The organism is Dokdonia sp. MED134 (assembly GCF_000152925.2).
In the GTDB taxonomy this organism is placed as follows: Bacteria; Bacteroidota; Bacteroidia; order Flavobacteriales; family Flavobacteriaceae; genus Dokdonia.
Map to the genome: position 1 here is coordinate 1,266,973 of NZ_CP009301.1, position 26,772 is coordinate 1,293,744.

At 36.6% G+C, this 26,772-nt stretch carries 26 protein-coding genes; 20 read left to right on the top strand and 6 right to left on the bottom strand.

What is annotated here, in order from left to right:
- Positions 1–60 precede the first annotated feature (60 nt).
- Positions 61–1,206, bottom strand: coding sequence for a pyridoxal phosphate-dependent aminotransferase (locus tag MED134_RS05615; RefSeq protein WP_021778338.1), 1,146 nt, complete (start codon positions 1,204–1,206; stop codon positions 61–63).
- A complete protein-coding gene (locus MED134_RS05620; protein ID WP_021778337.1) occupies positions 1,203–2,021 on the bottom strand; it encodes a prephenate dehydratase in 819 nt (272 codons plus the stop codon). The genes MED134_RS05615 and MED134_RS05620 overlap by 4 nt, the downstream gene beginning before the upstream one ends.
- Before the next feature lie 563 nt (positions 2,022–2,584).
- Here MED134_RS05620 and gldA point away from each other — a divergent pair.
- A complete protein-coding gene (gene gldA / locus MED134_RS05625) occupies positions 2,585–3,478 on the top strand; it encodes a gliding motility-associated ABC transporter ATP-binding subunit GldA (RefSeq protein ID WP_021778336.1) in 894 nt (297 codons plus the stop codon).
- A gap of 50 nt (positions 3,479–3,528) precedes the next feature.
- Here the strand turns inward: gldA and MED134_RS05630 are convergent, their stop codons facing one another.
- Complete coding sequence (locus MED134_RS05630; protein ID WP_021778335.1) at positions 3,529–4,359, bottom strand: hypothetical protein; 831 nt, start codon at positions 4,357–4,359, stop codon at positions 3,529–3,531.
- 169 nt (positions 4,360–4,528) lie between these two features.
- On the opposite strand from MED134_RS05630, the gene rpsO reads away from it, so the two are divergent.
- The 6 genes from rpsO to MED134_RS05660 all read left to right on the top strand — a co-directional run bounded on the left by rpsO (position 4,529) and on the right by MED134_RS05660 (position 11,056).
- Positions 4,529–4,798: a 30S ribosomal protein S15 gene (rpsO, locus tag MED134_RS05635; protein ID WP_021778334.1), complete on the top strand. Its 270-nt coding sequence runs from the start codon at positions 4,529–4,531 to the stop codon at positions 4,796–4,798.
- Between the two features lie 451 nt (positions 4,799–5,249).
- Complete coding sequence (locus MED134_RS05640) at positions 5,250–7,478, top strand: polyribonucleotide nucleotidyltransferase (protein ID WP_021778333.1); 2,229 nt, start codon at positions 5,250–5,252, stop codon at positions 7,476–7,478.
- A gap of 370 nt (positions 7,479–7,848) precedes the next feature.
- Complete coding sequence (locus MED134_RS05645) at positions 7,849–8,853, top strand: hypothetical protein (protein ID WP_021778332.1); 1,005 nt, start codon at positions 7,849–7,851, stop codon at positions 8,851–8,853.
- A 188-nt stretch (positions 8,854–9,041) separates the two neighbouring features.
- Positions 9,042–9,614 (top strand): hypothetical protein, encoded by a 573-nt coding sequence (locus MED134_RS05650; protein ID WP_021778331.1) that lies wholly within the window; start codon positions 9,042–9,044, stop codon positions 9,612–9,614.
- Between the two features lie 20 nt (positions 9,615–9,634).
- Positions 9,635–9,844: a hypothetical protein gene (locus MED134_RS05655; RefSeq protein ID WP_038597251.1), complete on the top strand. Its 210-nt coding sequence runs from the start codon at positions 9,635–9,637 to the stop codon at positions 9,842–9,844.
- Positions 9,845–9,955: 111 nt separating this feature from the next.
- Complete coding sequence (locus tag MED134_RS05660) at positions 9,956–11,056, top strand: hypothetical protein (protein WP_021778330.1); 1,101 nt, start codon at positions 9,956–9,958, stop codon at positions 11,054–11,056.
- A gap of 183 nt (positions 11,057–11,239) precedes the next feature.
- Here MED134_RS05660 and MED134_RS15430 read toward each other — a convergent pair whose 3' ends face one another.
- Positions 11,240–11,374: a hypothetical protein gene (locus MED134_RS15430; protein ID WP_021778329.1), complete on the bottom strand. Its 135-nt coding sequence runs from the start codon at positions 11,372–11,374 to the stop codon at positions 11,240–11,242.
- Positions 11,375–11,397: 23 nt separating this feature from the next.
- Between MED134_RS15430 and MED134_RS05665 the strand changes: the two genes are divergently transcribed.
- Both MED134_RS05665 and MED134_RS05670 read left to right on the top strand, forming a co-directional pair.
- The gene (locus tag MED134_RS05665; RefSeq protein WP_021778328.1) at positions 11,398–11,979 is read left to right on the top strand and encodes an SH3 domain-containing protein; all 582 of its coding nucleotides are present in this window, start codon (positions 11,398–11,400) and stop codon (positions 11,977–11,979) included.
- Positions 11,980–12,155: 176 nt separating this feature from the next.
- The gene (locus MED134_RS05670; protein ID WP_021778327.1) at positions 12,156–12,611 is read left to right on the top strand and encodes a GNAT family N-acetyltransferase; all 456 of its coding nucleotides are present in this window, start codon (positions 12,156–12,158) and stop codon (positions 12,609–12,611) included.
- A 174-nt stretch (positions 12,612–12,785) separates the two neighbouring features.
- On the opposite strand, the gene MED134_RS05675 is transcribed toward MED134_RS05670, so the two are convergent.
- A complete protein-coding gene (locus tag MED134_RS05675; protein ID WP_021778326.1) occupies positions 12,786–15,182 on the bottom strand; it encodes an O-antigen ligase family protein in 2,397 nt (798 codons plus the stop codon).
- Between the two features lie 322 nt (positions 15,183–15,504).
- Here MED134_RS05675 and MED134_RS05680 point away from each other — a divergent pair, with 322 nt between their 5' ends.
- From MED134_RS05680 to MED134_RS05725, 10 genes are all read left to right on the top strand, one after another.
- Positions 15,505–15,954, top strand: coding sequence for a GNAT family N-acetyltransferase (locus tag MED134_RS05680; protein ID WP_021778325.1), 450 nt, complete (start codon positions 15,505–15,507; stop codon positions 15,952–15,954).
- A gap of 195 nt (positions 15,955–16,149) precedes the next feature.
- On the top strand, positions 16,150–16,392 hold the full coding sequence (locus tag MED134_RS05685; RefSeq protein WP_237747154.1) for a helix-turn-helix domain-containing protein: 243 nt from the start codon (positions 16,150–16,152) through the stop codon (positions 16,390–16,392).
- A gap of 2 nt (positions 16,393–16,394) precedes the next feature.
- On the top strand, positions 16,395–17,624 hold the full coding sequence (locus MED134_RS05690) for a DNA cytosine methyltransferase (protein WP_021778324.1): 1,230 nt from the start codon (positions 16,395–16,397) through the stop codon (positions 17,622–17,624).
- Position 17,625: 1 nt separating this feature from the next.
- Positions 17,626–19,821 carry an ATP-binding protein gene (locus MED134_RS05695; protein ID WP_021778323.1) on the top strand — a complete coding sequence of 732 codons (2,196 nt, stop codon included), beginning with the start codon at positions 17,626–17,628 and terminating at the stop codon, positions 19,819–19,821.
- 3 nt (positions 19,822–19,824) lie between these two features.
- The gene (locus MED134_RS05700) at positions 19,825–21,117 is read left to right on the top strand and encodes a hypothetical protein (protein ID WP_021778322.1); all 1,293 of its coding nucleotides are present in this window, start codon (positions 19,825–19,827) and stop codon (positions 21,115–21,117) included.
- 298 nt (positions 21,118–21,415) lie between these two features.
- Positions 21,416–21,931 carry an NUDIX hydrolase gene (locus MED134_RS05705; protein ID WP_038600962.1) on the top strand — a complete coding sequence of 172 codons (516 nt, stop codon included), beginning with the start codon at positions 21,416–21,418 and terminating at the stop codon, positions 21,929–21,931.
- 11 nt (positions 21,932–21,942) lie between these two features.
- A complete protein-coding gene (locus MED134_RS05710; RefSeq protein ID WP_021778320.1) occupies positions 21,943–22,254 on the top strand; it encodes an immunity 53 family protein in 312 nt (103 codons plus the stop codon).
- A 77-nt stretch (positions 22,255–22,331) separates the two neighbouring features.
- Entirely contained in the window at positions 22,332–22,817 is a 486-nt protein-coding gene (locus MED134_RS05715; RefSeq protein WP_021778319.1) for a MepB family protein, read from the top strand.
- Between the two features lie 75 nt (positions 22,818–22,892).
- Positions 22,893–23,456, top strand: coding sequence for a TetR/AcrR family transcriptional regulator (locus tag MED134_RS05720; RefSeq protein WP_021778318.1), 564 nt, complete (start codon positions 22,893–22,895; stop codon positions 23,454–23,456).
- Positions 23,457–23,526: 70 nt separating this feature from the next.
- On the top strand, positions 23,527–24,084 hold the full coding sequence (locus MED134_RS05725) for a carboxymuconolactone decarboxylase family protein (protein WP_021778317.1): 558 nt from the start codon (positions 23,527–23,529) through the stop codon (positions 24,082–24,084).
- A 150-nt stretch (positions 24,085–24,234) separates the two neighbouring features.
- Here the strand turns inward: MED134_RS05725 and asnB are convergent, their stop codons facing one another.
- Positions 24,235–25,905, bottom strand: coding sequence for an asparagine synthase B (gene asnB / locus MED134_RS05730; RefSeq protein WP_021778316.1), 1,671 nt, complete (start codon positions 25,903–25,905; stop codon positions 24,235–24,237).
- Between the two features lie 251 nt (positions 25,906–26,156).
- Here asnB and MED134_RS05735 point away from each other — a divergent pair, with 251 nt between their 5' ends.
- On the top strand, positions 26,157–26,693 hold the full coding sequence (locus MED134_RS05735) for a DUF2911 domain-containing protein (protein WP_021778315.1): 537 nt from the start codon (positions 26,157–26,159) through the stop codon (positions 26,691–26,693).
- Positions 26,694–26,772: the final 79 nt, after the last annotated feature.

Here is a 26,772-nt window from a genome sequence, read left to right on the forward strand (position 1 = left end):
ACACTTTTATTTGAAAATCAACACCTTACACTTATCAATTAACAATATTCAGCATCCTTATTACTTTACTCTCTCTATGGCTTCTTTTATTTGTTCTTCCTTTACACAGAGGCTAAAACGTATATAGCCTGCTCCCATCGTTCCAAAAATGGTGCCTGGGGTGATAAATATGTATTTCTCTAGTAGCATTTTATCTATAAATGCTTCGGCGTCTATACCTGATGGCAACTTTGCCCATACAAAGAGTCCTACTTGGTTACTATCATAACTACACCCTAGCGTTTCTACTAGTTTAAAAACAAGAGCACGCCTTTGTGCGTAGATACCATTAATATGATCAAACCAATCTTTTCCAAGACCTAGTGCTGCAATGGCTCCTTTTTGTATACCATAAAACATCCCGCTATCCATATTAGATTTTACACGTAATATGTGACCTATATGAGTTGCACTACCTAGCACCATCCCCACGCGCCAGCCTGCCATATTATATGTTTTACTTAAACTATTAAGCTCTAGCGCTACATCCATAGCTCCCGGTACTGCAAGCAATGACTGTGGGTTGTCATTGAGTATAAAGCTATATGGGTTGTCGTTTATAACAAGAATATCTTGCGCTTTTGCAAAAGCGATTAATTCTTCAAAAAAACCATCTGGCACCTTTGTACCTGTAGGCATATGCGGGTAGTTTACCCACATTAATTTTACTTGGGATAGGTCTTGCTTTGCCAGTTCTTTAAGGTCTGGCAACCATCCATTTTCTGCCGTTAAGTCATAGGTAAGTGCTTCTGCCTCTACGAGTCGTGTTACAGCTGCATAACTAGGATACCCAGGATTAGGAAATAACACCTTGTCTTCAGGATTTAAAAAAGCCATAGAGATATGCATAATCCCTTCTTTTGACCCCATTAATGGTAAGATCTCGGTATCTGCTTGCGCAGTGACTCCATAATTATCTTTATAAAAAGTAGCCATTGCCTCTCTTAGTGCTGGTATACCGGTATAGCTTTGGTACTGGTCTGCAACACTATCGTGCAATCCCTTGAGCATTGCTGCTACTGCTGCTGGAGGTGCTGGCATATCTGGACTTCCTATTCCCATATTAATCACAGGGTGACCAGCAGCTATGAGACCACGTACTTCTTTTAACTTTTTTGAGAAGTAGTACTCTTTAGTTTCTTGTAATCTATTTGCTGGCTTACTCATTGCTTCTGATTTTTATAGGCACCTAACACTTTAAAATCTTTTGCCATAAGCGAGACTAAAGTGGTTGCTTTCTTAAAACTTTCTACACTATCAAAAGTGACATCTACAAAGAAGGCATACTCCCAAGGTTTCTCTATGATAGGCATAGATTGAATTTTTGTGAGATTCATCTTGCAATCGCTTAGCACATTAAGAATTGTTGCCAGGCTCCCACGCTTGTGGTCTGTTGTAAATCGCAGTGATGCTTTGTTTATAACCCCTTCGGCTTCTTTTCCATTTTTATTGAGAATAAAAAAGCGAGTAGCATTCTCATCTACAGTTTGTATAGATGACTTAATGATTGATAAATCATAGATTTCGGCCGCTGTCGTGCTTGCAATTGCTGCAATACCCGCTAGATTGCGTTCTTTTATCTCTCTTGCAACGCCCGCCGTATCTGTATCTTCTACCAGTTTTATAGATGGGTAGTCTCTAAAAAACTGTCTGCATTGCAATATTGCCATAGGGTGTGACCATACTTCTTTTATGGTAGTAAGATCTTGCCCTTTGAGCGCCATTAAGTTGTGTTGTATATCTAGGTAGTACTCTCCTTCTATAGTAAGATTATGATCATCTAGTAAGGCATAGTTAGGTAATATGGCTCCTGCTATGGTGTTTTCTATTGCCATCACGGCATCATCTACCTCACCATCTAGTAACGCATCTACCAGTCTTGGGAAAGACATACACTCCAGCACCTCCACATCTGCCCCAAAAAACTCTTGAGCTACCTTGTGGTGAAATGATCCTTGTACGCCTTGTATCGCTACTTTCATAATCTGTTTTCTATAGATGATTTGTAATCACCTTTCTAAATTTTATTTTACTTGAATTGACTCCAATAAAAAAGTCCTGATAAAAAATTTTATCAGGACTTTTCTAGTTTTGAGTATGTCTAATTACTGCAATACCAATCCTGATCTCTTCTTAAAAAAGAAGAAATAAAAAAAGTTGTTCCAATAATAAACTTGCGTTTGCATATTCAATTCTTAGACTGCTAATGTAGAAAAAAAATCTAATGAGAACCGACAAACCATCTCTTTTGCGAAATAAATTTTTATAACCTCTTTTTATTACGGAATTCATAATGGTTTTGAGTACGCTTTCGCGAAAGCGTCATCACATCCACATAATCTCACATACATCTCAGCATTAAAAAGCTTAGTATAAGACTGCTATAGCGTCACACCTTTATCAAAATGACTATAAGCCCTAGAACTAGTGCTTAAAATAGGTCAAGCTCCTACTCCTATATAGTAATGAACACAAGAAACTCGTGGCTGTTACGTTTTATGCTCACCCCTTATTTACTAACTTTGTGTAAGAACAAAATCATCATATGTCTATCCAAGTACACGGAATTACAAAAACCTATGGCACTCAAAAAGCGCTAGACGACATCTCGTTTACACTTAATAAAGGTGAGATAGTAGGTTTTCTAGGTCCTAACGGTGCCGGTAAAAGTACAATGATGAAAATCTTAACCACCTACCTCGCTCCTACTCAAGGTACGGCTCAAGTAAACTCATATGATACACGTAAGGAGGTACAACAGGTACGTAGCGCTGTAGGCTATCTCCCAGAGCACAACCCGTTATATCTAGAGATGTATGTAAAGGAGTACCTCGCTTTTAATGCAGGTATATATAAGGTAAGTAAAGAGCGCATAGCAGAGGTGATACAGCTCACAGGGCTCACACCAGAAGCACATAAAAAAATAAGCCAACTCTCAAAAGGGTATCGCCAGCGTGTTGGTCTTGCTACGGCACTGCTGCACGACCCAGAAGTGCTTATACTAGATGAGCCTACTACCGGTCTAGACCCTAACCAGTTGCTAGAGATACGTAGCCTTATAAAAAATATAGGGCAACATAAAACTATATTAATGAGCACTCACATTATGCAAGAGGTAGAAGCTATTTGTGACCGCGTGATTATCATTAATAAGGGACAGATTGTAGCAGATAGAAAGATGAGCGAGCTACGAGATGGCGAGCAGCAAGTGGTTATAGTAGAGTTTGACTACCGCGTAGAAGAAGTTGCGCTAAGCAGGCTCGATAAGGTAGCCAGTGTAAAAAACACAACAGGCTTTACCTATGAGATTACCTTTGCTACGCAAGAGGATATGCGTGCAAACGTGTTTGACTTTGCACACGATAATGAGCTCAAGATCTTACAGCTCAACCAGAAAAACGCCAGTCTCGAGAGTCTGTTTACAGAACTTACCGCATAAAAAATGCCCTCTAGGTACTACTAGAAGGCAATTTATATAAGGTTTTTTATTTATAACTGGATGGTAAACTCTTGACCTGCTATGGTAATAACTGCTACGTTATCACAAGTGCCATCACCATAATCTAGTGTTCCTTCTATATCGTTTTGAGTAACGATAGATAGCTCACCACTTACAAAATAAGGACAGGTAGCTTCCCTGCGTAGTGCGCTTGTCACTTCGCCACTTCTAGACAATCCATTAGTAAATGTGGTGTCCCAGTTACCTGTAATAAGAAAAGCATTATCTGTCCACGTTCCAGATCCTACTCCTTCTATCCACTCGCGAGTTCTAGATAACGTACGTGACGCATCTACATCACTATTTGCAATATCTACTGTGATACTAGAGGTTAGTGCAGCTTGTGGGTTTCCGTTTGTATTTTCAAAGGTTCTTATTACGGTACCACCACCAGTCACCCCGTGACCGTTATAAGTAAAATCATTGTACTCATAAGTTACTTCACGCGTACCCTCGTTTACAGCGGCATATGCAAGTGTAATTTGTCCAGATACAACGGCACCATTATTAAGTGTACAAGCCTCTGTAAAGCTTACAAGTATGTTACCGCTACCATCACCATTAGGCATTACATCTAGTGTAGCACATTCTGGAAAAAAGCTAGTTACTACAGTACTACGTGTATCTTGCACATTTTCTAAATATACATTTTCTACAATGTCATAACTTGCGTCATCTATGACATCTACTTGAGCTGCGAGTGTAAGGTTTTCTGTAGATACTTCTTGGGTTGTGTTATTCTCATCATCATCAGAGCAAGAGATGGTAATCATAACAATACTTAATAGTGCTACTAAAGGAATTTTGATTTGAGGTTTCATAATACATTGTTTTAAAGGTTCAAATGTTAAGACTTTATTAAAATCAATAGGTTTAATCACAAACAAATATTTGTGCGATTTATTTTATTTGATATTATTATTTATATCTTTGCACGCTGATAGAGAAACTATCACGACATACATCGATCTCATTTAAAACAATATTGGAATGTATTTATCAAAAGAAGTAAAAGAAGAAATTTTTGCAAAGCACGGAAAAGGGAAAAACGATACTGGATCTGCAGAGGGTCAAATCGCTTTATTCACGCACCGTATCACACACTTAACTGAGCACTTAAAGAAAAACCGCAAGGATTATAACACTGAGCGTTCACTAGTAATGCTGGTAGGTAAGCGTCGTTCTTTACTTGATTACTTAAAGAAAAAAGACATCTTACGTTACAGAGCTATCATTAAGGAGCTAGGTATCCGTAAATAAGAATTTTTTAAAAAAGGGAGCTTCACGGCTCCCTTTTTCTATATATTTAATACCGATGTTTTGAGAGGTACGCTTACGCGAAATTTCAAAACGGATCAAATTCTGAAAACACATTAGTACACAACCCACAGCGGTTACTTACTAAAATTTCAGATTTTCGCCTTAAGGCAAGACATATTACATAAGACCTTTTGTATGATTACATATCATAACAAAACGGCAGAGAAAGCTTTCACAGCTAGTTTTTCATTGGTGTCCGATTTTTGGGAAGTAACTACCCATTTATCATCCCGTATCTGTTTGAGATACATCAACTACACAACACAACGACACTATGAATACCCACGAAGGGTGTTCTGAACTATTAACATTTTTCGCGAAAGCGGGATTATAGCAATCCTCATACCGCGAGAAAATCTCCCGATATACTCGGGAAAGAAAAACACATTTTATGATTCCAAAGGTTTACAAAGAGGTCATTGACCTTGGTGATGGAAGAGAAATCTCTATCGAAACAGGAAAACTTGCAAAGCAAGCACACGGATCTGTAGTAGTACAGTCTGGAAAGTGTATGATGCTTTGTACAGTAGTGTCTAACTACGAGAGTAAAGACGTAGACTTCTTACCACTTACGGTAGATTACCGCGAGAAGTTTGCAGCAGCAGGACGTTACCCAGGTGGTTTCTTTAAGAGAGAAGCACGCCCGTCTGACGGTGAGGTATTAACGATGCGTCTAGTAGACCGTGTACTACGCCCACTTTTCCCAAAAGATTACCACTCTGAAACTCAGGTGATGATCCAGCTTATGTCTCACGATGATGACGTAATGCCAGATGCAATGGCAGGTCTTGCAGCAAGTGCAGCAATACAACTATCTGACTTCCCTTTTGAGTGTGCAATCTCAGAGGCAAGAGTAGGCCGTGTAAATGGTGAGTTTATCATTAACCCTACTAGAGCACAGCTAGAAGAGTCTGACATCGATATGATGATAGGTGCCTCTGCAGAGTCTGTGATGATGGTTGAGGGTGAGATGGACGAGATTTCTGAAGAAGAAATGGCAGACGCAATTAAGTTTGCTCACGAACACATTAAAGTACAGTGTGAGGCTCAAATGAGACTTGCAGAAGCTGTAGGACGCAAAGAAGTACGTGAGTACCCAGCAGAGCGTGAAGATGAAGATCTTAAGAAGAAGGTACACGATATGGCATATGATAAAGTATATGCGATCGCAAAGGCTGGTTCTTCTAAGAAAGAAAGAGGAATGGCTTTTTCTCAAATTAAAGAAGAGATCAAAGCTACCTTCTCAGAAGAAGAGCTAGAAGATTTTGGAGATCTAGTATCTAAGTACTACCGCAGTGCAGAAAAGGCTGCAATACGTGACCTTACCCTTAATGAGGGACTACGTCTAGACGGTCGCCAGACGGTAGACATACGCCCTATCTGGTGTGAGACAGATTACTTACCATCTGTACACGGGTCTGCAGTATTTACACGTGGAGAAACTCAGGCACTTGCAACAGTAACCCTAGGTACCTCTAGAGATGCAAACCAGATAGATATGCCTAGCCACGAGGGCGAAGAGCGTTTTTACTTACACTATAACTTCCCTCCTTTCTGTACTGGTGAGGCAAGACCTATACGTGGTACTTCACGTCGTGAGGTAGGTCACGGTAACCTTGCACAACGTGGTCTTAAAGGAATGGTACCAGATGATTGTCCTTATACAGTACGTGTCGTGTCTGAAGTATTAGAATCAAACGGTTCTTCTTCTATGGCAACCGTATGTGCAGGTACAATGGCAATGATGGATGCAGGTATACAGATGACTAAGCCAGTATCTGGTATTGCAATGGGACTTATCTCAGATGCAGAGACTGGTAAATATGCTGTACTTTCAGACATACTAGGAGATGAGGATCACCTAGGAGATATGGACTTTAAAGTAACCGGTACGGAAGACGGTATTACGGCTTGCCAGATGGATATTAAAGTAAAAGGACTCTCTTATGAGATACTCGTAAATGCACTACAACAAGCACGTGCAGGTCGTTTACACATCCTTGAGAAACTTACAGATACCATTGCAGCACCACGTGAAGACGTAAAAGACTACGCTCCTAAGATGGTAGGTGTACGTATTGCAAATGAGTACATAGGTGCATTAATAGGCCCAGGTGGTAAAGTAATACAAGAACTTCAGAAAGAAACAGGTACCACTATCGTGATAAACGAAGACCCTGTAACAGAAGAAGGTGTTGTAGAGATACTAGGTACAGGTCAAGCCGGTATAGACGCCGTACTTGCAAAGATAGACTCTATTACCTTTAAGCCAGTTGTGGGTAACACATACAAGGTGAAGGTAATCAAGATGCTAGACTTTGGAGCTGTAGTAGAGTATCTAGACGCTCCTGGTAACGAGGTATTACTACACGTATCTGAGATCGCTTGGGAACGTACAGAAAACGCTAGTGACGTACTCTCTATGGGTGAAGAGCTAGATGTAAAATACTTTGGTATAGACAAGCGCACTCGTAAAGAGAAAGTATCTCGTAAGGCGCTTATGGAAAAGCCAGAAGGATATGTAGCACGCCCACCTAGAGAAAACAACGATCGCAACCGCGGTGGTCGTGATAATCGTGGTGGTCGCGATAACAGACGTGACGATCGTAAAAAGGACTAAGCACCTTATAACGATTTAATTGATTTTTAAAGAATCGGTTATCCTTTACTGGGTAGCCGATTTTTTTTTGTGGTGCGCTTTCGCGAAAGTTGCCACGCACACCCTACAACCCCTTTTGTAAGAAAATGTTTATAAAAATGTACACAGAATAAGGAAAACCGTAAAGAAGTATGATGGCAGTACTGTATTTTAGAGCACTGTAGCGTAGCTGTTTACAAAGTTGCGTTTATACAACTAAAAACGACATACGACCTATTAAACTAAAATAACTAGCTGGCATACAGTTTTACTGGGCTTACAGGCCATAAATAGTAAACTTGCTGTTATACGCTAGTTGTAGCACATTTAAGAAATCCAGAAACCATAATATATGAGTACCGAAACATACTTAAGCGGAATAAAATCAAATGTTGAAAGAAACATTGCGGATGACCTCTCTATATTATGGTCTGATGATGCTAACGTGCAAAACTGGAACGCACTAACAACTGATGAAATACAAAAATTGGTAGAAGAAACTTTCGAACTACTAAATGATGCTATTGACAAAAATTTACTCGAGACCTTACCATTTAATTACCTAAAATCCATAAATAGTAATTTAAATAATTTTAATAGTCAGTTTCAAACAGTAAAAGGGCTTGCACCAAATCAATTACGGAATCAACATCACAATCCTTTAAATCAAATCAATTCTGTTAATTCTAATATTAGAAATAGTGGACTATTTGCTCTTTTAAGATTGTCACCAGATATTCCTGAAAATAATCGTTTGATTCAAGAACAACTTGAAAATATTAACGAAAGAAAATCTGAAATTGACAAACTTGCAAAGCAAGTACGAACGTTAATGTCGCCAGCGGTTGCTGACAGATTGAGTACAGCATTTAGCAAGAGAAAAAGCGAAATCTTTAAGCAAAAAATTGGTTGGTTGATTTTGGTGCTCGTAAGCATAATTGTTGCAATGTATTACACAGCCAATGTATCTGAACTAATCGCTGATATGATAAATCCATCAGAAAAAACAGAAAATATAATTGAATCTAATACAATTGGAATTATTTGGGTATTAAGGCTGTTAATTCTATTTCCAATTTACTTTGTGGTGTTTTTTGCAATAAAACAATATTCAAAAGAACGGAAATTGGAAGAAATTTATGCTCATAAATCTGCAATCGCAGAAACTCTTCCTTCATACCCTGAACTTTTAACAGAAAAGTCTGTTGGAGATAAAATTACAACAGATGCAGCCACAGTGATTTTCTCGCCAGCGGAAAAAGACATTGAAAAAAAATCAAGTTCAAAAAATTATAAAATAGAAGATATAAAAGAATTATTAGACGTAGCATCAAGAATGACAAAAGGTGCTGAATAAAAACGTGCTACAACAATGGCTATAAGTAATTGCTTGTTCTCGCCTACTTCTGAAAATCCTCGCGGATTTTCAGTTTGGTGCGTACTTGCAAAGTTAAGTGCTTAACCACGCAACTACTCATAGCCGAGACCGTTGTGCAACATTATGACAAACATTGAGCATCACAACAAACTGATTAACTAAAATTAATGACAGCGACTGAATACCAAAACATATTAACACCTGTAATGATTGAAAAATTTGGCGATTTGGAAGTTGTTAGTGAGTGGCGATCTTTTCGAGGTATCAATTACCAATATTCACCAAGAGTTGACATTGCAGTTGGACCTTTTAGTGTGGCGCCTGGTCGAAATCGGACAGCTGAATACAATGAGATTATAACGAGACCAGTCATAAATAATTTCTTGAGGAGTATATACGATACTCATATTGAGAATATCGGAGAAGAATGGCTAAACGAAATAAATATTCCTGAATTTGATTTTTTAATACGTAAAAATCAAAATGCAAGATGTTTAATGTCAATCGAAATAGAGAATAGTAGTACGAAAAAGCATATTATGGGAAGTATGATTAATGCTGCTTCTTTAGGACGAGTTGGAATTGGAATTGCGTATAATGACAGCGTACTGCGAACATTTATCAGAATGCTAAATTATATGGGATTTCTCAAAAGAGTAGAAAAAAACGCTTATGACACAACAAATTTTTTAATTGTGACTAAAGAACAGTTTCGAGATATTGTAAATGCAAATGTTTAACAAGAATAAAATTTAAGAAAATGGATTTAAAAAAAATTGCTCGAAATCTTGAAAGAGAAAGATGTTCAAAACATAATGAAAAACCGAAAGCAACACCAAAAAGAGATTCAATAGATATATCTTGTTGCTGCGAAGAATTTCGAACAAAGCTGACAAATAAAATGTCGTCCGAAATAAAGAAAGAAGTTGAAAACGATTTAAAAAAAGCATTCAAAGGATTCGGAAAATAACGTTGCACAACAACGTATATAGCTCATAGCTTGGGCTTAAACCGAAAATTATTTTCTAATTTGCACGCTACGTTTCATACACAAACTGTTGGTAACCATAAAACTTAAAGAATGAGAATAACATTCATTATAATTATTCTGACAATTCAAATAAGTTGTAAAAACCGTAATGAGACCAATAGTAAGTCTGATAATTCTGCCATCACAGAATTAACAAAATGCAACTACAATAATGAAGCAATTACTGCATATTACACGCTAACTAATAAAGCTGAAATTGCAATTTGTAATGGTGATTTCGATAGAGCATCCAAGAATTACTCACTAGCATTTAGAGAAATCAAAAAACCTTTTGGTGCAGATGTTTATAATGCCGCACTTTCAAATCAACTCGCTAATAATTTTGATGAAAGAAATTTAAATCTTCAACTACTAATAAATAATTCTGATGATTTAGAATTGCTAAAGTCAATTTTTGTCAGCACCTATATAGATGAAAACCTTTGGAATTCTTTTATAGAGCAAAGAACGATTGAATTTGATTCAAGATTGAGAAACGAATTCAAGTCAATTTATGAAAGAGATCAATTATTCAGACCTATGTATGATACTCATAATGACACTATTCAAGCTAATCGAGTGATTAATATGAACAGGATACTTTCAATAGCAGATTCTGTTGGCTTTCCTTCTCAGATGGAGCTCGGTTTTAGAAAATCTTTAAGAGGGCAAAATCACGATGTGGTTTTAGTTCATACATCTCAAAAAAGAAGCAGCAATAAAAATATAATTGATCTTGAACCAATTCTTTGCAAGGCAGTAAATGAGGGGCGATTTGATCCTGAACAGGCAATCTCTTACCTACATTTCCAAAATGATAAAGATAAAGGGAATTTTGAGGTTTACTCGACTTGGCAATATAGACATCATTTGTTGCCAGATTCTCTAAATAACAAAATATGGCTTCCAAATTTGAATAAAGAAAAATATGAGAGTGCCAATAGAATAAGAAAAAAATGGAATGCTGATCAATTAGATGACATTGCAACAAAATCTGATTTTAATTCAAGAAGCAACATACCGTTCATATTTACATCAGTTATGACATTCGTTGAAAATATGCCAACAGATCTTACTCTGGAAGAGGCTTTAGAACAATATAAAATGAACACTTCGGATAAAAGACCATTTGAAAAGTCAAAAACACGGTGACTATCAAAGAACTGAGTTTAAAAGAAAATCACAGAGAAAACCTCAAAACTAATTACCCAACTAACAGTTTCAATTTATGATAAATAACAAGGTCATTGCCTTCATAAAAATCTCTTTTACTATCTATCTAGCGGCAATGCTATGTTGCTTATTTACTAATGGGTGTTATGATTTTTATTATAACTACTCACCAAAAATTTCTTTAGGTTTTTTAGTTCTTTTTTTGGGGTTATTAATTATGAGTATCATTAAAAAATCTAGCACTAAGGCAATAGCTCTCAATGCTATATTTTTAATACTTAGTTCTTGTATTTTCATTGCTCATCTACTCAATATTTAATATGAAAAATGTAATAATTTACAGTTTTCTCATAGTAGTCTTTTGTTCTTGCACACAAAAAGCAGCGACAGACCTAGCGTCAAAAAGTAAAGGCGATAGTGCGCTACTAGCAAGTCATATATACCCGCAAAGTTGTTACCCGAGCGAAATAGAGGCATACTTAAATGACGCAGACAAGTCTGGCACCAATATTCGTAAAAGTCCTAACGGGGAGATCATAAAAACACTTATAAAGGATGATGTAAACTTCGAGTATATGTTAAGGCTCACAACGTCTCAAGATGGATGGTTTAAAATTAAAAACCCCATAACAGGTTCAGAAAATGACATCAACATTCCAGGCGGAGAAGGCTGGATACACGGCTCTGTGATATCTGTTGACACTCGTAATTATCAAGGAGAACATTTAAAATTACTAGATAAGCCAGGAGATGGCGAGACTCTTGTAATTTTTGAAGACCAAGCAGCTGGTCTTCACTTCATAGAGATGTGTGGTAATTGGGTAAAAGTTGAATATAACAAACATAAAGGTTGGATTGAAAGTAAATGGTTATGCGGTAACCCACTTACTACCTGCTCGTAAAGAATAGTATCTAACTGTATCGCATAAAAATAGTTACAATAAAGAACTGAGCTTAAAAATAAAACCTACCTCAACAAACCTTATCACAGGCTTTTAGGTTCTATTTTAATCTATAATTTTCTAATTTTGTCACTGAGAGCCCCATAAGAGTAAACAATAATTTATCACAAACCACCGTGAACGTTATAGAAACACACCGAGGCGCCTACACCATCTCTACAGATAAGCATAAACTAGATATTGCAAGCATACACCAGTTTCTGGCAAATGAGACAGACTGGGCGCAGGGAATCCCCATTCAGACCCTACAAACATCTATAGAAAACTCTCTAAATTTTGGAGTGTACCACAATGACAAACAGATAGGGTTTGCAAGAGTAATCACAGACTTCTCTACCATTGCCTATCTAGGTGATGTGTATGTACTAGATACCTATAGAGGGAAGGGATTAAGCAAATGGTTGCTAAGTGAGATTATGCAACACCCTAACCTACAAGGGTTAAGACGCTGGATTTTATTAACTAATACCGCCGAGTGGCTTTATAAAAAATTTGGTTTTACAGCAGTGCCAAATCCCGAGTTTTATATGGAGAAGCACGACCCAAATGTTTATCGTAAAGAGATACTTTAAAACGTAAATAGATACCCGCTATAGCTAGCTTTTGGCTTGAAGTATTTTTTTAAAGCTTTTATACACCAGATAGATAGCGTGTCTTGAGATAAAAAAGGCCACCCTTTACTGGGCAGCCTTTTTTTATTATGAGTACGCTTTCGCGAAAGCGCTCTTTTAAAAATTTAAGTACTCTTACTCCAGTTTACTTTTGGGGAGGTTTTGAGCGAGTTTATATCCCTTTTTCTTACTCACTCTATAGTCGCGTTTTGCTCGCTCACTGTTACCTAGGCGTTCATAAGCCACTGCCCTATTATATTCTGGTCTTCCGTCTCTAAAAGCTTTTGCATCTATCACTTTTGTGAGATGCGCTACGGCATCTTCATACTGTTTCATCTTAACCTCTATAATACCTAGGTTAAGTAGTGTGGGATTATTAGACGGAGTCACTGCCAGTATTTTTAAGAACTCTTTTTTGGCCTCTGGATATTTTTTCTCATTAATAAAGTCAAATCCTTTTTTATACCAAGCACGTATAGATCCCTCATTCTTACGGCTGGTGAATTTTTCTCTAAACAAAACTAGGCTGCTATCGCTAGGGTTGAGCTTTATAGCTTGATCTACTATTGCAGCGGCACGGTCTGTATCCTTATAGAATTCAAACACGCGAGAAGCTTTTGCTTTCCATTGCTGTACGTCATTTGGAAAACGTTCTAATCGAGCGTCGTATGTTTTAAAATAATTTACGGTATCTCCCTTATCACGGTAGGCATTAAGCAAGATGACGTAGTTATTCTTTATGGCTGGGTATTTTTCAAATCCCTGCTTTGCATAATAGATAGCGCTATCAAGATTTTTTTGACGCTGGCCAAATATAATCGCCTTGAGCATTTTAGACTCATACTGATTAGGAGCAATAGCAATCGATTTATCTAGGTGTTGCAACGCCAGTTTATTATTACCCTCGCTCATTGCATACATAGCCATCACGTGCTCATTAGGTCTACCTGCACCACTTATTTCAAAAAAGCCATCTATTCTCCCCCTAGCTTGCCCGTATGAGTAGACATAGTCTGCCGTCATTAAGTTTTGAGATCCCGTATCTGCTACAATATAATTTTGGTTTACATACGAGTCATACTTGGCATATGAGATCACAGCCGCTACCAGCCCTACAATTCCTAAACCTATCAGTACCGGTACGAGTGGTAAGGCGAGTTTTGGCTTCTCGCTTTGGCTCTTCACCTTCACACCTTCGGTTTCCATAAGTGAGATGATAAGCGCCGCTAGTATGGCAAATAAACCTTGGATAGGCGTGCGCTCTAATGGGAAATTTATAGAAGCATCAAGCCCGTAAGCAATAAGGGCTAAGGCAAGCACAAGAAAGGTCCATCTTTTTTCGGAATCTTGATTTTTAAAGAAGAGCAATAATATACCGCCAGATAACATCATAAATAACAAGACATAAGGTATAAAACCTAAGATGCCCGCCTCTGCCAGTATCTGTAAAAAGTCATTATGCACTCGTAAGGGATACAAAAATCGATCTCTATTAGACTGGCTATAATACGCATCTTTATTACCTAGCTTCCAGTTTCCTAACCCAATACCTACTAAGGGACTCCTCTTAAAATCGTCCATAGCCATTTTATAATATAGGGAACGTATACCAGCTATTTTACTTAATCCTGCTTGTACTGGAGCTGGTGCAAGAGTAGCATTTTGAACACTAGATTTTGTATAAAGTATATTTTTATAACTATTGGCTTTGCTTCTATCCAGTCTATTAGAATTAGTTACTAGTAAGAAGCCGGCTATAAGTATACCTATAATAGGTAGGAGCGGGTATTTAAGTCTTTGTACCAGAGCACCAGAGCGCACTCCATCAATGATAAAATAAATGATTAGTAAAGAAAATATAACCGTCGCACTTAATACTGCTGTACGTGCTCCCACATAAAATAGTGCTGTGAAACTTACAAAGAGCGTAAGCAGTGACATCACTCTCCAGCGTCCTGCGTGTTTTAACACTCCAGAAATAATAAAGGGTATGGTAATAGAAAGAAAAGCAGCGGTCACATTTTGACTCCCAAAGAGCAACTCGGTTTCCTTTACTAAGGTACCCGTACGTGGGACACTCCAGTTATCAATAAAATGAAATATAATCTGAATCCCAACAACAAACACAGTGACGTGTAATGTTTTGACTAAAAACGCAAATAAACGATGCGGCGCAACTTTAAAAATGAGATAAAGATTAAACACCCCTACCAGCGTGATTCCCACGCGGGCAATATCTTTTACTCCCTCAGAGATATTTAAACTCCCAAAAATGGATGCCAAGCAGGCAACAAAGAAGACCAGGTAGATGCCAAAAAACCAAAACGCAACACGAGAAGAAGTGCGCAGCACCCCTAGCGTACGGTTGTTATAAAAAAATATAAGACCTAAAAGGTTTATAACCCCAAAGTAGAACCACTGAGATCCTATAGGGTCTATCGCTTCAAAACGAGGGATGATACTTATTATACAGTACAGAACTATTAATAGTTTAAACCCCAGCAGGTTTAAGGTATCTCGAGAATTTTCCAAAAGTCAAACTTCTTTTATTCTTGTCACCATTGACACGACGAAGTTAAGAAAACCTTTTTAACGTTTTATTAGCAAAACGGTAGACCCAAGAAGAGCGCACAATATTATGAAACAACAACTTATAATGACGCTTTCGCGAAAGTCACCACTCATACCCTACAACACCTTTTGTAGGAAAATGTTTATAAAAATGTGCATAGAATAAGGAAAACCGTAAAGAAGTATGATAGCAGTACTGTATTTTAGAGCACTGTAGCGTAGCTGTTTATAAGCTTGCGTTTAGGCAATGGTAGTTAAACATTAAAAGAGAGCGTCAAAACATATGACAATAAGAATAATTGAAGCGAATATTGACCAATTGGATAGTGTAACTCATCTTTTCAATAAGTATATGATTTTTTACAAAAAGCCCTCAAATGAGCCTATATACAAGGCTTATTTAAAAGAAAGAATTGAAAACAAAGAGGCAACAGTTTATCTAGCTATTGATGTTAATAATACACCTTTAGGATTTGTTTTAAATTATTACGCGTTTAGTTCTGTATCGCTGGGAAAAACAATAACCCTAAATGATTTATATGTACAACCAGAATACCGTAAAAACGGAATTGCTGAACAACTGATACGTAAAACATTTGAACTAGCAAAAAGCGTGGGTGCTATAAGAGTCGATCTAGGAACAGCAAAAGATAATTATAGCGCTCAAAAACTATATGAAAGAATAGGCTTTACAAGAGACAAACAATTTTATGCTTACAGTTATAGTATGTAATAAAATATTCTTTGTCTAACAAAAAATAGTTATGACTTATTAAACTAAAATAACCAACTAGCATACAGTTTTACTGGGCTTAGGAAATTTAGATAGTGAAATTGGTTAAAGTGATTAAAATCATAAAATTAAATTTTATTAAATAGTTCTTTAAATAGATACAAATATTTCTAAAAACGGAACTTTTGTATATTTTTGAGAAATAAATTTAATTTAAAAAATATGACCCTTCTTGGTAAATTTCTTACTGACAAGTCAATAAATAAGGCTGAAGTTGCACGAAAAACGGGTATAAGAAAATCTCGCCTTAGTAATCTAAGTACGAAAGAAGATACAAATCTCAAAGCAGAAGAATTATATCTAATCTCTAAGGCAATTGATGCGAACCCAACTGAAATTCTTGAAAAAGTTTATGGACATTTAAGACTGAATAATTAATTATGGAAAAACTAAATTTCATAGATTTATTTTCAGGTGCAGGCGGCTTATCTGAAGGATTTATCAAAGCAGGTTTTAAACCTATTGCTCACGTAGAAATAGACAAAAAAGCCTGTGACACTTTAGAAACTAGACTGATATATCATAAATTAAATTCTGAGAATAAAACAGAAAAATATTACGATTATATTTCTGAAAAAATCACCAGAGAAGAGTTTATAAAGACTTTTTCTAATTCAGAACTTTCTAATTCTGTCATAAATATTCCAATCGGAGGTAAAAACAATAAAATCATTTTTGACAAAATAGACACACTTGCAAAAGGAAAACAAATTGATTTAATTATTGGTGGCCCACCTTGTCAAGCCTATTCCCTTGTTGGAAGGTCAAGAGATAAAGATGGTATGAAAAATGACCCTCGAAATTTTCTTTATAAAGAATATGCAAAATTTCTCAAAAAATACGAACCAAAAGTATTTGTCTTTGAGAATGTAATGGGATTAATAACCGCCGAAAAGGGAAGTTATTTCAAAAATATGCAAGCATATTTTAAACGTATTGGTTATGAATTGGATTATACAATTCAAAAATCAGAGCATTTCGGTGTGTTACAAAAAAGAAGAAGGATTATTTTAATAGGGTGGCAAAAAGGTTCAGGTTTTAAATACCCAGAATTTGAGGAACTCGATGAGAAATTTACTATTCGTCAAATTCTATCAGATTTAAAAAAATTAAAACCAGGTGACCAAAAAAATGTGACAAAATATGCTAAACCTATAACAACATATCTAGAAAGATTTGAATTAAGAAATGGAGTAGATTTTGTTACACAGCATATAGCTAGACCTCATAATGAAAGAGATCTAAACATCTACAAAATTGCCATAAACAAATGGTTAAAGAAATCAGAGCGATTAAAATATCCTGATTTACCAACTGAACTCAAAACCCATAAAAATGAAAAATCATTTGTTGACAGATATAAAGTTGTTGACATCAACGGTCTTTCTCATACAATGGTTGCTCACATAGCAAAAGATGGTCATCATTATATTTATCCAGACAAGAAACAAATAAGATCATTATCTGTAAGAGAAGCTGCACGAATTCAATCATTTCCAGACGACTTCTTTTTTGAAGGTGGCAGAAGTGCTGCTTTTAGACAAATAGGCAATGCAGTTCCACCTTTGATGGCTAAAGAAATTGCAAAAAAAATAAAAGAACAATTTTAGAATGGAGAATATAAAACACTTTAAACCAAAAGCACACATTTTAAAATTACTAGGTGAAGAACTTATTAAAAGTCCAATTATGGCAATTTATGAGTTGGCTAAAAATAGTTATGATGCAGATTCTAGTTATGTAGACGTCAATTTTTTAGACATACAGAATATACAAAATGCAACCGTAAAAATTGAAGACAATGGAACTGGTCTAACAAGTGAAGTAATTGAAAATGTATGGCTTGAACCAGGAACCGACCACCGCAAACCAATTGACTTCAATGGGAATCGCATTATTAATCGAAGTCCTATATATAATAGAGTACCAATGGGGGAAAAAGGTGTTGGTCGTTTTGCTGTACATAAATTAGGTAATAAAATTAAACTTATAACAAGACCTGCTAATATTATAACGTGTCTTGATGAAAAAGAAGAATGGAGAAAGTATGTTTTGGACTATGAAATTACTTTAACAATAGACTGGAAAACGTTTTCACAATCAAAATATTTAGAAGATATACCTATTAGCTGGGACACAAATAGAGATAAATCCAAATTTCATTTTAAAGAAGATTCAGGCACATTGATTGAAGTTACATCATTAAAAGAGCCTTGGACGAGGAGAATGGCAAGAAGCCTAAAAAGAAATGTAGTTTCTATGCTTTCCCCTAAAAATGACACTAATAAATTTAAAATTAATTTAAACTTTGGTAACCAATGGTTAGACGGATTTCCTGACGCTAATCAGATTTTGAATATAGCACCTTATAAGTATACTGCATTATTAGATGAAGATTACAACTTAACAGTAGATTATTCATTCTCTTTAGAACTGAACAACGAATTTGGCAGGAGAGAAATAAAAGATAAAACAGATAATATACGTGGGTTATTAACACCTGTTTTTAGAAAAGAACTAGAGGAAGAAAACTATCTCGAGGAAGATATAGTAAAATTTATTGCAGAATTTCAAGAACACAAAAATCCATTCGGAAACATTTTGATGGAAATTTACTCATATGATTTAGATTCAGCTACTCTTAGAAATTACACCTATGATTCTAAAACTTTAAAAAACATCCTGAACCAACATTCAGGAATTAAAGTGTTTAAAGATGATATGAGGGTTTTTAATTATGGTGAACCAGGTAATGATTGGTTAGAGTTAGATATAAAAAGAGTTCAGAGTAAAAAATGGTTTTCTAATAATCAAAATATTGGTTTTGTTTATTTAGACTCGGAGAACTCAACAAGTTTAATAGAAAAAACTAACCGAGAAGGTTTTATTGATAATGCAGCTTATAAAATCTTCTATAAATGTGTTTTGGAAGTAGTCAATGATTTTAGAATCGAAAGAAATCTAGATAGAAATAAATGGCTCGATTCCATAAAACCAGCACCTAAGACTAGAAAATTTGAAGAACAAACATCTTTATTTAACGAGCTTATCGATTCAACTGATTTTTCAGATGAGGAAAAAAAACAAAAATTAAAAAATGAAGCTCAAAATCTACAGAAAGATTTCGAAGAAAAAAAAGACACATTGTTGATTCCTGCAGGTGTTGGTATGACAGCTTCGGTAGCTCTTCACGAAATTGAGAAATTAGTACCAAGAATCAAAGAAGTTGTAAATACAGTTCCATTTTTACCTGCTTTGGGAAATGAAAAAGTAAATGAATTGGACGATTATGTTCAAGGAATTTTATCTGTATTACGCAAAGGTGGAAACAAACCTATTAAAATTCAAGAATCAATTGAAAAATCAATTTCCAATTATAGCTATAAACTGAAAACTAGAAAAATAGAAGCTATTACAGATTTTGAAAATAATGTAGATGTAATCAAATGTGACAAAAGATACTTTATCACAATGATTATGAATATAATTGATAACAGTATTTATTGGTTAGACACTATTTACAAACAAGATAAAGGGATATTCATCAAAACTTATTTAGAAAAGAGTTTTCCAGTTATTATTATTGTAGATAATGGTCCTGGTTTTAAAGATGAAATTACAGATTTAGTAAGACCATTCTTTTCTCGAAAAGATGACGGTATCGGTATTGGTCTATATCTTATTGATACAATTATGATGAAATATGGAAAGTTCGAGATACTTAAAAATTCAGAATTGGATGATATTCAAATTCCAAATAAATACCGAGGTGCAGCTATTAAATTAACGTTCAACAAAAATCAGTAAAATATGTTATCATTTGAACCCAATATTGTCTTTGTTGACGATAAAGTAGAACAAGTTAATGGAATAATTCAATTATATAGAAATGAAGGCGCTGCTGTAAAATTTTATAATGCTGACCTTGTTGATGGTGATTCTAAACCAGAGACTCAATTTACAAATGTTAATCTAGTATACCTTGATTTATATTATAAGAACGAATTTGAAATTGACTTATGTTTAGGGTGGATTGATAGTATTATTCCAAAAAATTCTTTCTATATTTTAGTTATTTGGTCAAAAGACACACATCATAGTGAAGAGATTATAACTGGCTTAGAAGAAATTGGAAAAAAGCCTTTTACAACTTTCACAGAAACAAAAAATGAGGAATATAAAAATGAGGATAATTCTTTTAAATGGAATGAGCTCAAAGAAAAAATCAATGCTGAGTTAGAAGCTATACCAGAAATAGAGGAACTTACAATTTGGAAAAAGAGTATACTCAATTCATCTAACATCGTTATAGGCCATTTATCAAAAAACATAGATGCTGACGCGTTAAGAAAAAAATTGCAAAAAATCATTATTGGACACGGTGGAACATATCTATTGGGAGCAGATAAAGAAACACGAAAAAGGGAAGTCCTTTTTGATGCCTTAGATGATATACTAACATCAAATTCCAAAATTACTAGACCAAATCAATCTATTTCTCAAACAAACAAGGACTTTCTTTATAATATACCTAGGTTTCCTATTACAGATATAGATTCTAAATTAAACTCTTGGTTTCATTTTAAATTAATTGAAAATACAATAGAGTCCAATTTTATTACCTCTGGATTAATAAGTTACTTTAAGAACTTATCATTAAGAAAAAATTATAGCTTGCAAAATGATGAAATAGTTATAAAATACTTGAAACGTCAAATTGAGGCGGAAGAAAAAAAGCCTAAATTATATGATATCTCAGTTATTGTCTCCAGACCTTGTGATATTGCTCAGAATAAGTTTGGAAGAAATTTAAAACTACTAAGTGGTACTCTGATTATAAATCCGATTAGAGATAATAAAAATAAGTTTAGAGGTAATAACACAAGACCTCTGTCATTAAAACTTTACGACCACCTTTCATTATCTGATTCAGAAACTGATTGTGCAATAATATTTGATTTTAGATATGCCTTTTCATTACCTCCTGACATATTTGAAGAAAGATTTGAAAAGATAAAAGTGTTTAATAAAGAATTGTTATCGGAAATTCAAGTTGAATATAGTGCGTATTCCAGTAGATTGGGTATTACACAGATTATCTAATAATGCTAATACTTAAAGCCATACACATTTGTAATTCGCTTCAGCCAATACACAAGCCCAAAATTGCAAAAGAGTCTATCTTGCCAAGACTAGCAAATACTCGACATTAAGTCGGTGCCTACAAGAAAATTGGGTGAAAAATAAGCTCAACAACCTAAAAAACCACCCATCTCAAAATAGGAACGGGTGGTTTTTTATTTTCGCGAAAGCGTAATCATACTACTTCATACTTTACGACCTATATACCGCCATAAAGCAAATTAAGTAGGTATTTTTGCGTGCTACTTACGTTACCGCAATGCAACACTTAAAGACACATTATCACCCAGATATCACAAGCCTAGAGGGCAAGTCTATCATCAAGCGGCTTACCACAAGGAGCATCGCGATGCAGGGTGATTACATACTGCTTATGTATACCGCTCGTTATGAAGATTACAGCCTGCCTGGTGGTGGTCTTGATGAGGGTGAAGATATCATCACGGGTATGATGCGAGAGCTGCGTGAGGAGACGGGTGCGACGGGTATTACAAACATTACTCCCTACGGCACCTATGAGGAGTACAGACCGTGGTATAAACCCACGCACGATATACAGCATATGATCTCTTATTGCTACACCTGTGAGGTACATAAAGAACTGGGCACTGCAAGCCTAGAGCGTTATGAGACGAGCAACGGGATGAAAGCCGTAGGGATCCCCATACAAGAGGCCATTGCTCATAATGAGCATACCATAGCAACGAGCTCAAAAAAAGGGATGAGTATAGAGCGCGAGACCTTTTTACTCAAACACATTGCAAATACCTTATAAAAACACACCTTATGAATGATACCATACTAGACTGGATACAACAGTGGTTTTTAAACAACTGTGACGGCACCTGGGAGCAAGGCGAAGCCATACAAATAAACACCACAGATAACCCCGGCTGGGAAGTAGAGATAGATGTGTCCAACACCTCACTGGCTACACTGGCTATCCCACAAATACTTAACGAGAAAAATAAGAACGACTGGTATAGTGTAAAGATTGAAGATAAAACCTTCAGCGCCTCTGGAGATGCACAAAAGCTACAGTTTTTGCTCGGGCTCTTTAAAGAAACCATTGAGAAAATAGAAGGCATCGAGCCGTAAAGAAAAGTAGATGTAGTGGTGCCACCTGCTACGTTTACCCAGACCATAAAAACAGCTACAAACTAACTAACTCATAAATGCATCCATCGCTCTGCATACTTATAGACGTGTTTTTTGCTCCACATCATTTGGAGCTGTCTAAGTATACAGAAGATGCAGAGAGCAAAGCATATGAGGGCTGTAGCTTTATAGTCGGTCAAAAAACCATCATCTACAGAAAAGCCAAACAGACGCCAAAAAAAGTAGGGCAGTTTGTGACTTTTTGGAAAAGAGAGGGCATAGCAACTATTGCACCTTTTCATATAGATGACCTCTTTGATTATTACATCATCTATACAAGCAACGAGACCGAGGCGGGCGTATTTGTTTTTACAAAAGACCGCTTGCGAGACAAGGCGATAGTAAGCACAGCTCACAAAGAAGGCAAGCGCGGTTTTAGAGTCTATCCTCCCTGGGATATACCTACGAGCAAGCAAGCCCTTGCCACACAAAAGTGGCAAGCACCCCATTTTTACAAACTAGATAATGCTAGTGATCTTAACAAACTAGCACACCTCTTCTAGCCACCATACACTAAATAAACGTTAAAAATTTGGCGATAACTAACCAAGTGGTTAGTTTTGTATCGTATTACACGTATGGCAAGAAAAAAAGCATATAGAGAAGACCTGGTAATCGAGAAAGCGATGAACCTTTTTTGGCGTAACGGCTATGAGGGTACCTCTATGCAAATGCTTGAAAAGGAAATGGGGATTAATAAATTTTCTATTTACTCAAGCTTTGGCAGTAAGAACGGTGTTTTTTTAGAGAGCATTGCTTGTTATAAAAAGAAGCTGTACACGCTTGTAAAGGAGCTCAAGGCAACACAAAAAGGCGTAGCAGGTATAAAAGAATACTTTTACAACTTTATAGCTTTTACCAGAGAGACCGAGTACGGTAAAGGATGCCTAGTGACAAATACGGCAAACGAGATAGGCCCAGATGCAGACCAAGGTATTAAGGATGCACTAGCGAGTTTTACCGGTGAGATTAAAACCATATTTGCAAGCATCATTGCACAAGATGGCACTAAGACGCCGCAAGAAATTGCAGCCCAGGCAGATTACTTGCTTATCGCAATGTTTGGACTCTCATCTGCCACAAGGATGTTTACACAAGAGCAATTATCACATTATATAGAAAACATATTTAAAAACCAGTAACGGTTTTTTTTAACCTAAAACTAAACGATTGTTTAGATATAATTAACAATAACTAGAAAAAGAAAAAATTATGACTACTTTAAAAATTCACGACATTGACTCTGCACCACAAGAAAGTAAGCCTTTACTTGAGGGATCTCTTAAAGCCTTTGGAATGGTACCAGGCCTACACGGCGTACTCGCTGAGTCACCTCAACTACTAGAAGCATACCAGACACTTCACAAATTATTTGGTGAGTCTTCTTTTGATAATGATGAGCTTACCGTGGTATGGCAAACTATTAATGTAGAGCACGAGTGTCACTACTGTGTACCAGCACACACAGGGATTGCACATATGATGAAGGTAGACGCTGCCATCACAGATGCCCTACGCAACAAGACTACCTTACCGTCTGAGAAGCTTGAGGCACTACGTGACTTCACACTTACAGTAACTCGTAACCGTGGTAACGTAACTCAAGAAGATCTTGATACATTTTATGCTGCAGGATATGGTGAGAGACAAGTACTAGATATCATTTTGGGTCTTTCTCAAAAGGTGATAAGTAACTACACAAACCACATCGCAAATACGCCAGTAGATGATCCTTTCCAAAAATTTGCTTGGAAAGCCGAGACCGTATAAATACCGCTCCCCCTCTTAATGATTATAAAGCCTTAGTCCCCTACTAAGGCTTTTTTATTTTATGGGTATGAGTCCGCTTTCGCGAAAGCGTAAAAAAAACCCACTCATTACAAGTGGGTTCTTTACAATTAAACTAATAAAACAAAAATCTTAATAGGCATCATCGTGCACAAAAGCTACTGCCCTACCCGATGGGTCGTTCATATTTTTAAATGCCTCATCCCACTCTAGTGCGATAGGCGTACTACACGCGACACTAGGCACAGACGGTACACAAAGCGCTGCAGCATCACTTGGGAAGTACTCTTCAAAAATACTGCGGTAGTAAAACTCTTCTTTGTTTTGCGGTGTATGCGTTGGGAAGCGGTGGTGTGCGTTTTCCATTTGGGTGGCACTTACCGCTTGGTCTACCACATCCTTAAGTGTGTCTATCCACGAGTAGCCTACACCGTCAGAAAATTGTTCTTTCTGTCTCCAGGCTACACTTTCTGGAAGGTATTTTTCAAACGCCTTACGTAAGATCCACTTTTCCATACTGCGGCGTTCTTTGGTGATCATTTTATCTACTGGGTTGAGGCGCATTGCCACATCCATAAATTCTTTGTCTAAAAAGGGTACGCGTCCTTCTATACCCCAGGCAGCAAGTGACTTGTTTGCGCGCAGGCAGTCATACATATGCAACTTGTCTAGCTTACGTACGGTCTCCTCGTGAAAATCTTTTGCCGTAGGTGCTTTGTGGAAATATAAATACCCTCCAAAAATCTCATCTGCCCCCTCACCAGAGAGTACCATTTTTACTCCCATAGACTTGATCACCCTAGCCATAAGATACATAGGCGTACTGGCTCTTATCGTAGTGATATCATAGGTCTCAAGGTGATAGATCACATCTTTTATGGCATCTAGTCCTTCCTGTATCGTAAACTCTATAGGGTGATGTACAGTGCCTATATGGTCTGCCACTACTTGAGCAGCCGCAAGGTCGGGGGACCCCTTGAGCCCTATACTAAAAGAGTGTAACTGTGGCCACCACGCTCCGGTTTTATCTCCAGACTCTATACGCTTCTCAGAGTATAGCTTTGCCACAGCACTAGTAATAGAGGAGTCAAGCCCTCCAGAGAGTAATACCCCATAAGGTACATCACTCATAAGCTGGCGTTTTACAGAGGCCGCAAGTGCATCGTGTAACTCTTCTATACTAGACTCGTTATCTTTTACATTATCATACTCCATCCAGTCACGGGTGTACCAGCGAGTAAGCTCTCCCGTTGTGCTAGAATAATAGTGTCCCGGAGGAAATAATTCTATTTTTGAACAAACCCCTTCTAGTGCTTTAAGTTCTGAGGCTACATAAAAAGTACCGTGTTGATCCCATCCCATATATAAAGGGATGATACCCATATGATCACGAGCTACGAAGTACTCATCTTTTTCTACATCATAGAGTGCAAACCCAAAAATACCGTTGAGCATATCACAAAAATCGTGACCGTGCTCTTTATAAAGTGCGAGTATAATCTCACAGTCTGATGCTGTTTGAAACTCATAGTCACCCGTAAGTTGCTCACGCAGCTCTTTGTGATTGTATATCTCCCCATTTGCCGCAAGCACAAGGCTTTTATCTTTTGAAAACAAAGGCTGCTTTCCAGAAGCGGGATCTACTATAGAGAGACGCTCGTGAGTCATTATCGCATTCTCATTATTAAAAACTCCATTCCAATCCGGTCCTCTATGACGAATTTTTTTAGACATTTCTAATAATTGGGGGCGTAAATCTTCGGCTTTCTCCTTTAGATCAAAGGCGCATACAATTCCACACATAATACTTGTTTTATTTGTTATTGATAAGTCAAAGATGCACTTACACTTTCATTAATAAAACATAAATAGCTATTATGATTACAAATTGTAACTATATACAGAGTAAGTGTGTAAATGTATAGGTATACGCTTTCGCGAAAGCGTACTTTAAAAACATTTTGAAAGTTTTAATAAATATTGCCGACCTACATCTTAACTTTACACTATAACCCAAGGCCTTATAAGCCTCATTAACTCAAAATTAATTAACTATGAAAAATGTACTTATGACTGCGATGGTTGCTCTTGCCTTTGTTGCAGCACCATCACTTAATGCTCAAGATTTTAAAGTAGACAAGAGTCCTATGGACCAAGCGGCTTTCCCTACAAGTTATAAAGAAGCAAATAAAGATATTAAAGTAACTTACAGTAGACCGCAACTTAAAGGACGTGAACTTTCTAAACTTGCTCCAGAAGGAAAAGTATGGAGACTAGGAGCAAATGAAGCTGTAGAGGTGACATTATATAAGGATATGAAACTAGGTACGACACCGGTAAAAGCTGGAACGTACACAATGTATGCAATGCCTAATGGTAATGAGTGGACGGTAATCTTAAGCTCAGACCTTAATGTATGGGGATCTTACTTTTACAAACCAGAAAATGACGTAGCACGTATCACTGTACCAGTTACAATGGAAGATGAGTCTATAGAGTATTTTGGTATGGAGTTTACTCCAGAAGATAAAGGTGCTCACTTACATATGGCGTGGGGTAATGCGCGTGTAGAAGTACCGTTTTACAACTAAAAACAGGCTTTAGGCTTTAGGCTTTAGGCTTTAGGCTTTAGGCTTTAGGCTAAGAAACAGAAAACTGGATTCTCAAAAA

Bases quoted from the DNA above. Each gene is read 5' to 3' on its own strand.
- MED134_RS05615 (WP_021778338.1), bottom strand. From the start codon at position 1,206: ATGAGTAAGCCAGCAAATAGATTACAAGAAACTAAAGAGTACTACTTC.
- MED134_RS05620 (WP_021778337.1), bottom strand. From the start codon at position 2,021: ATGAAAGTAGCGATACAAGGCGTACAAGGATCATTTCACCACAAGGTA.
- gldA (WP_021778336.1), top strand. From the start codon at position 2,585: ATGTCTATCCAAGTACACGGAATTACAAAAACCTATGGCACTCAAAAA.
- MED134_RS05630 (WP_021778335.1), bottom strand. From the start codon at position 4,359: ATGAAACCTCAAATCAAAATTCCTTTAGTAGCACTATTAAGTATTGTT.
- rpsO (WP_021778334.1), top strand. From the start codon at position 4,529: ATGTATTTATCAAAAGAAGTAAAAGAAGAAATTTTTGCAAAGCACGGA.
- MED134_RS05640 (WP_021778333.1), top strand. From the start codon at position 5,250: ATGATTCCAAAGGTTTACAAAGAGGTCATTGACCTTGGTGATGGAAGA.
- MED134_RS05645 (WP_021778332.1), top strand. From the start codon at position 7,849: ATGAGTACCGAAACATACTTAAGCGGAATAAAATCAAATGTTGAAAGA.
- MED134_RS05650 (WP_021778331.1), top strand. From the start codon at position 9,042: ATGACAGCGACTGAATACCAAAACATATTAACACCTGTAATGATTGAA.
- MED134_RS05655 (WP_038597251.1), top strand. From the start codon at position 9,635: ATGGATTTAAAAAAAATTGCTCGAAATCTTGAAAGAGAAAGATGTTCA.
- MED134_RS05660 (WP_021778330.1), top strand. From the start codon at position 9,956: ATGAGAATAACATTCATTATAATTATTCTGACAATTCAAATAAGTTGT.
- MED134_RS15430 (WP_021778329.1), bottom strand. From the start codon at position 11,374: ATGAAAATACAAGAACTAAGTATTAAAAATATAGCATTGAGAGCTATT.
- MED134_RS05665 (WP_021778328.1), top strand. From the start codon at position 11,398: ATGAAAAATGTAATAATTTACAGTTTTCTCATAGTAGTCTTTTGTTCT.
- MED134_RS05680 (WP_021778325.1), top strand. From the start codon at position 15,505: ATGACAATAAGAATAATTGAAGCGAATATTGACCAATTGGATAGTGTA.
- MED134_RS05690 (WP_021778324.1), top strand. From the start codon at position 16,395: ATGGAAAAACTAAATTTCATAGATTTATTTTCAGGTGCAGGCGGCTTA.
- MED134_RS05695 (WP_021778323.1), top strand. From the start codon at position 17,626: ATGGAGAATATAAAACACTTTAAACCAAAAGCACACATTTTAAAATTA.
- MED134_RS05700 (WP_021778322.1), top strand. From the start codon at position 19,825: ATGTTATCATTTGAACCCAATATTGTCTTTGTTGACGATAAAGTAGAA.
- MED134_RS05705 (WP_038600962.1), top strand. From the start codon at position 21,416: ATGCAACACTTAAAGACACATTATCACCCAGATATCACAAGCCTAGAG.
- MED134_RS05710 (WP_021778320.1), top strand. From the start codon at position 21,943: ATGAATGATACCATACTAGACTGGATACAACAGTGGTTTTTAAACAAC.
- MED134_RS05715 (WP_021778319.1), top strand. From the start codon at position 22,332: ATGCATCCATCGCTCTGCATACTTATAGACGTGTTTTTTGCTCCACAT.
- MED134_RS05720 (WP_021778318.1), top strand. From the start codon at position 22,893: ATGGCAAGAAAAAAAGCATATAGAGAAGACCTGGTAATCGAGAAAGCG.
- MED134_RS05725 (WP_021778317.1), top strand. From the start codon at position 23,527: ATGACTACTTTAAAAATTCACGACATTGACTCTGCACCACAAGAAAGT.
- asnB (WP_021778316.1), bottom strand. From the start codon at position 25,905: ATGTGTGGAATTGTATGCGCCTTTGATCTAAAGGAGAAAGCCGAAGAT.
- MED134_RS05735 (WP_021778315.1), top strand. From the start codon at position 26,157: ATGAAAAATGTACTTATGACTGCGATGGTTGCTCTTGCCTTTGTTGCA.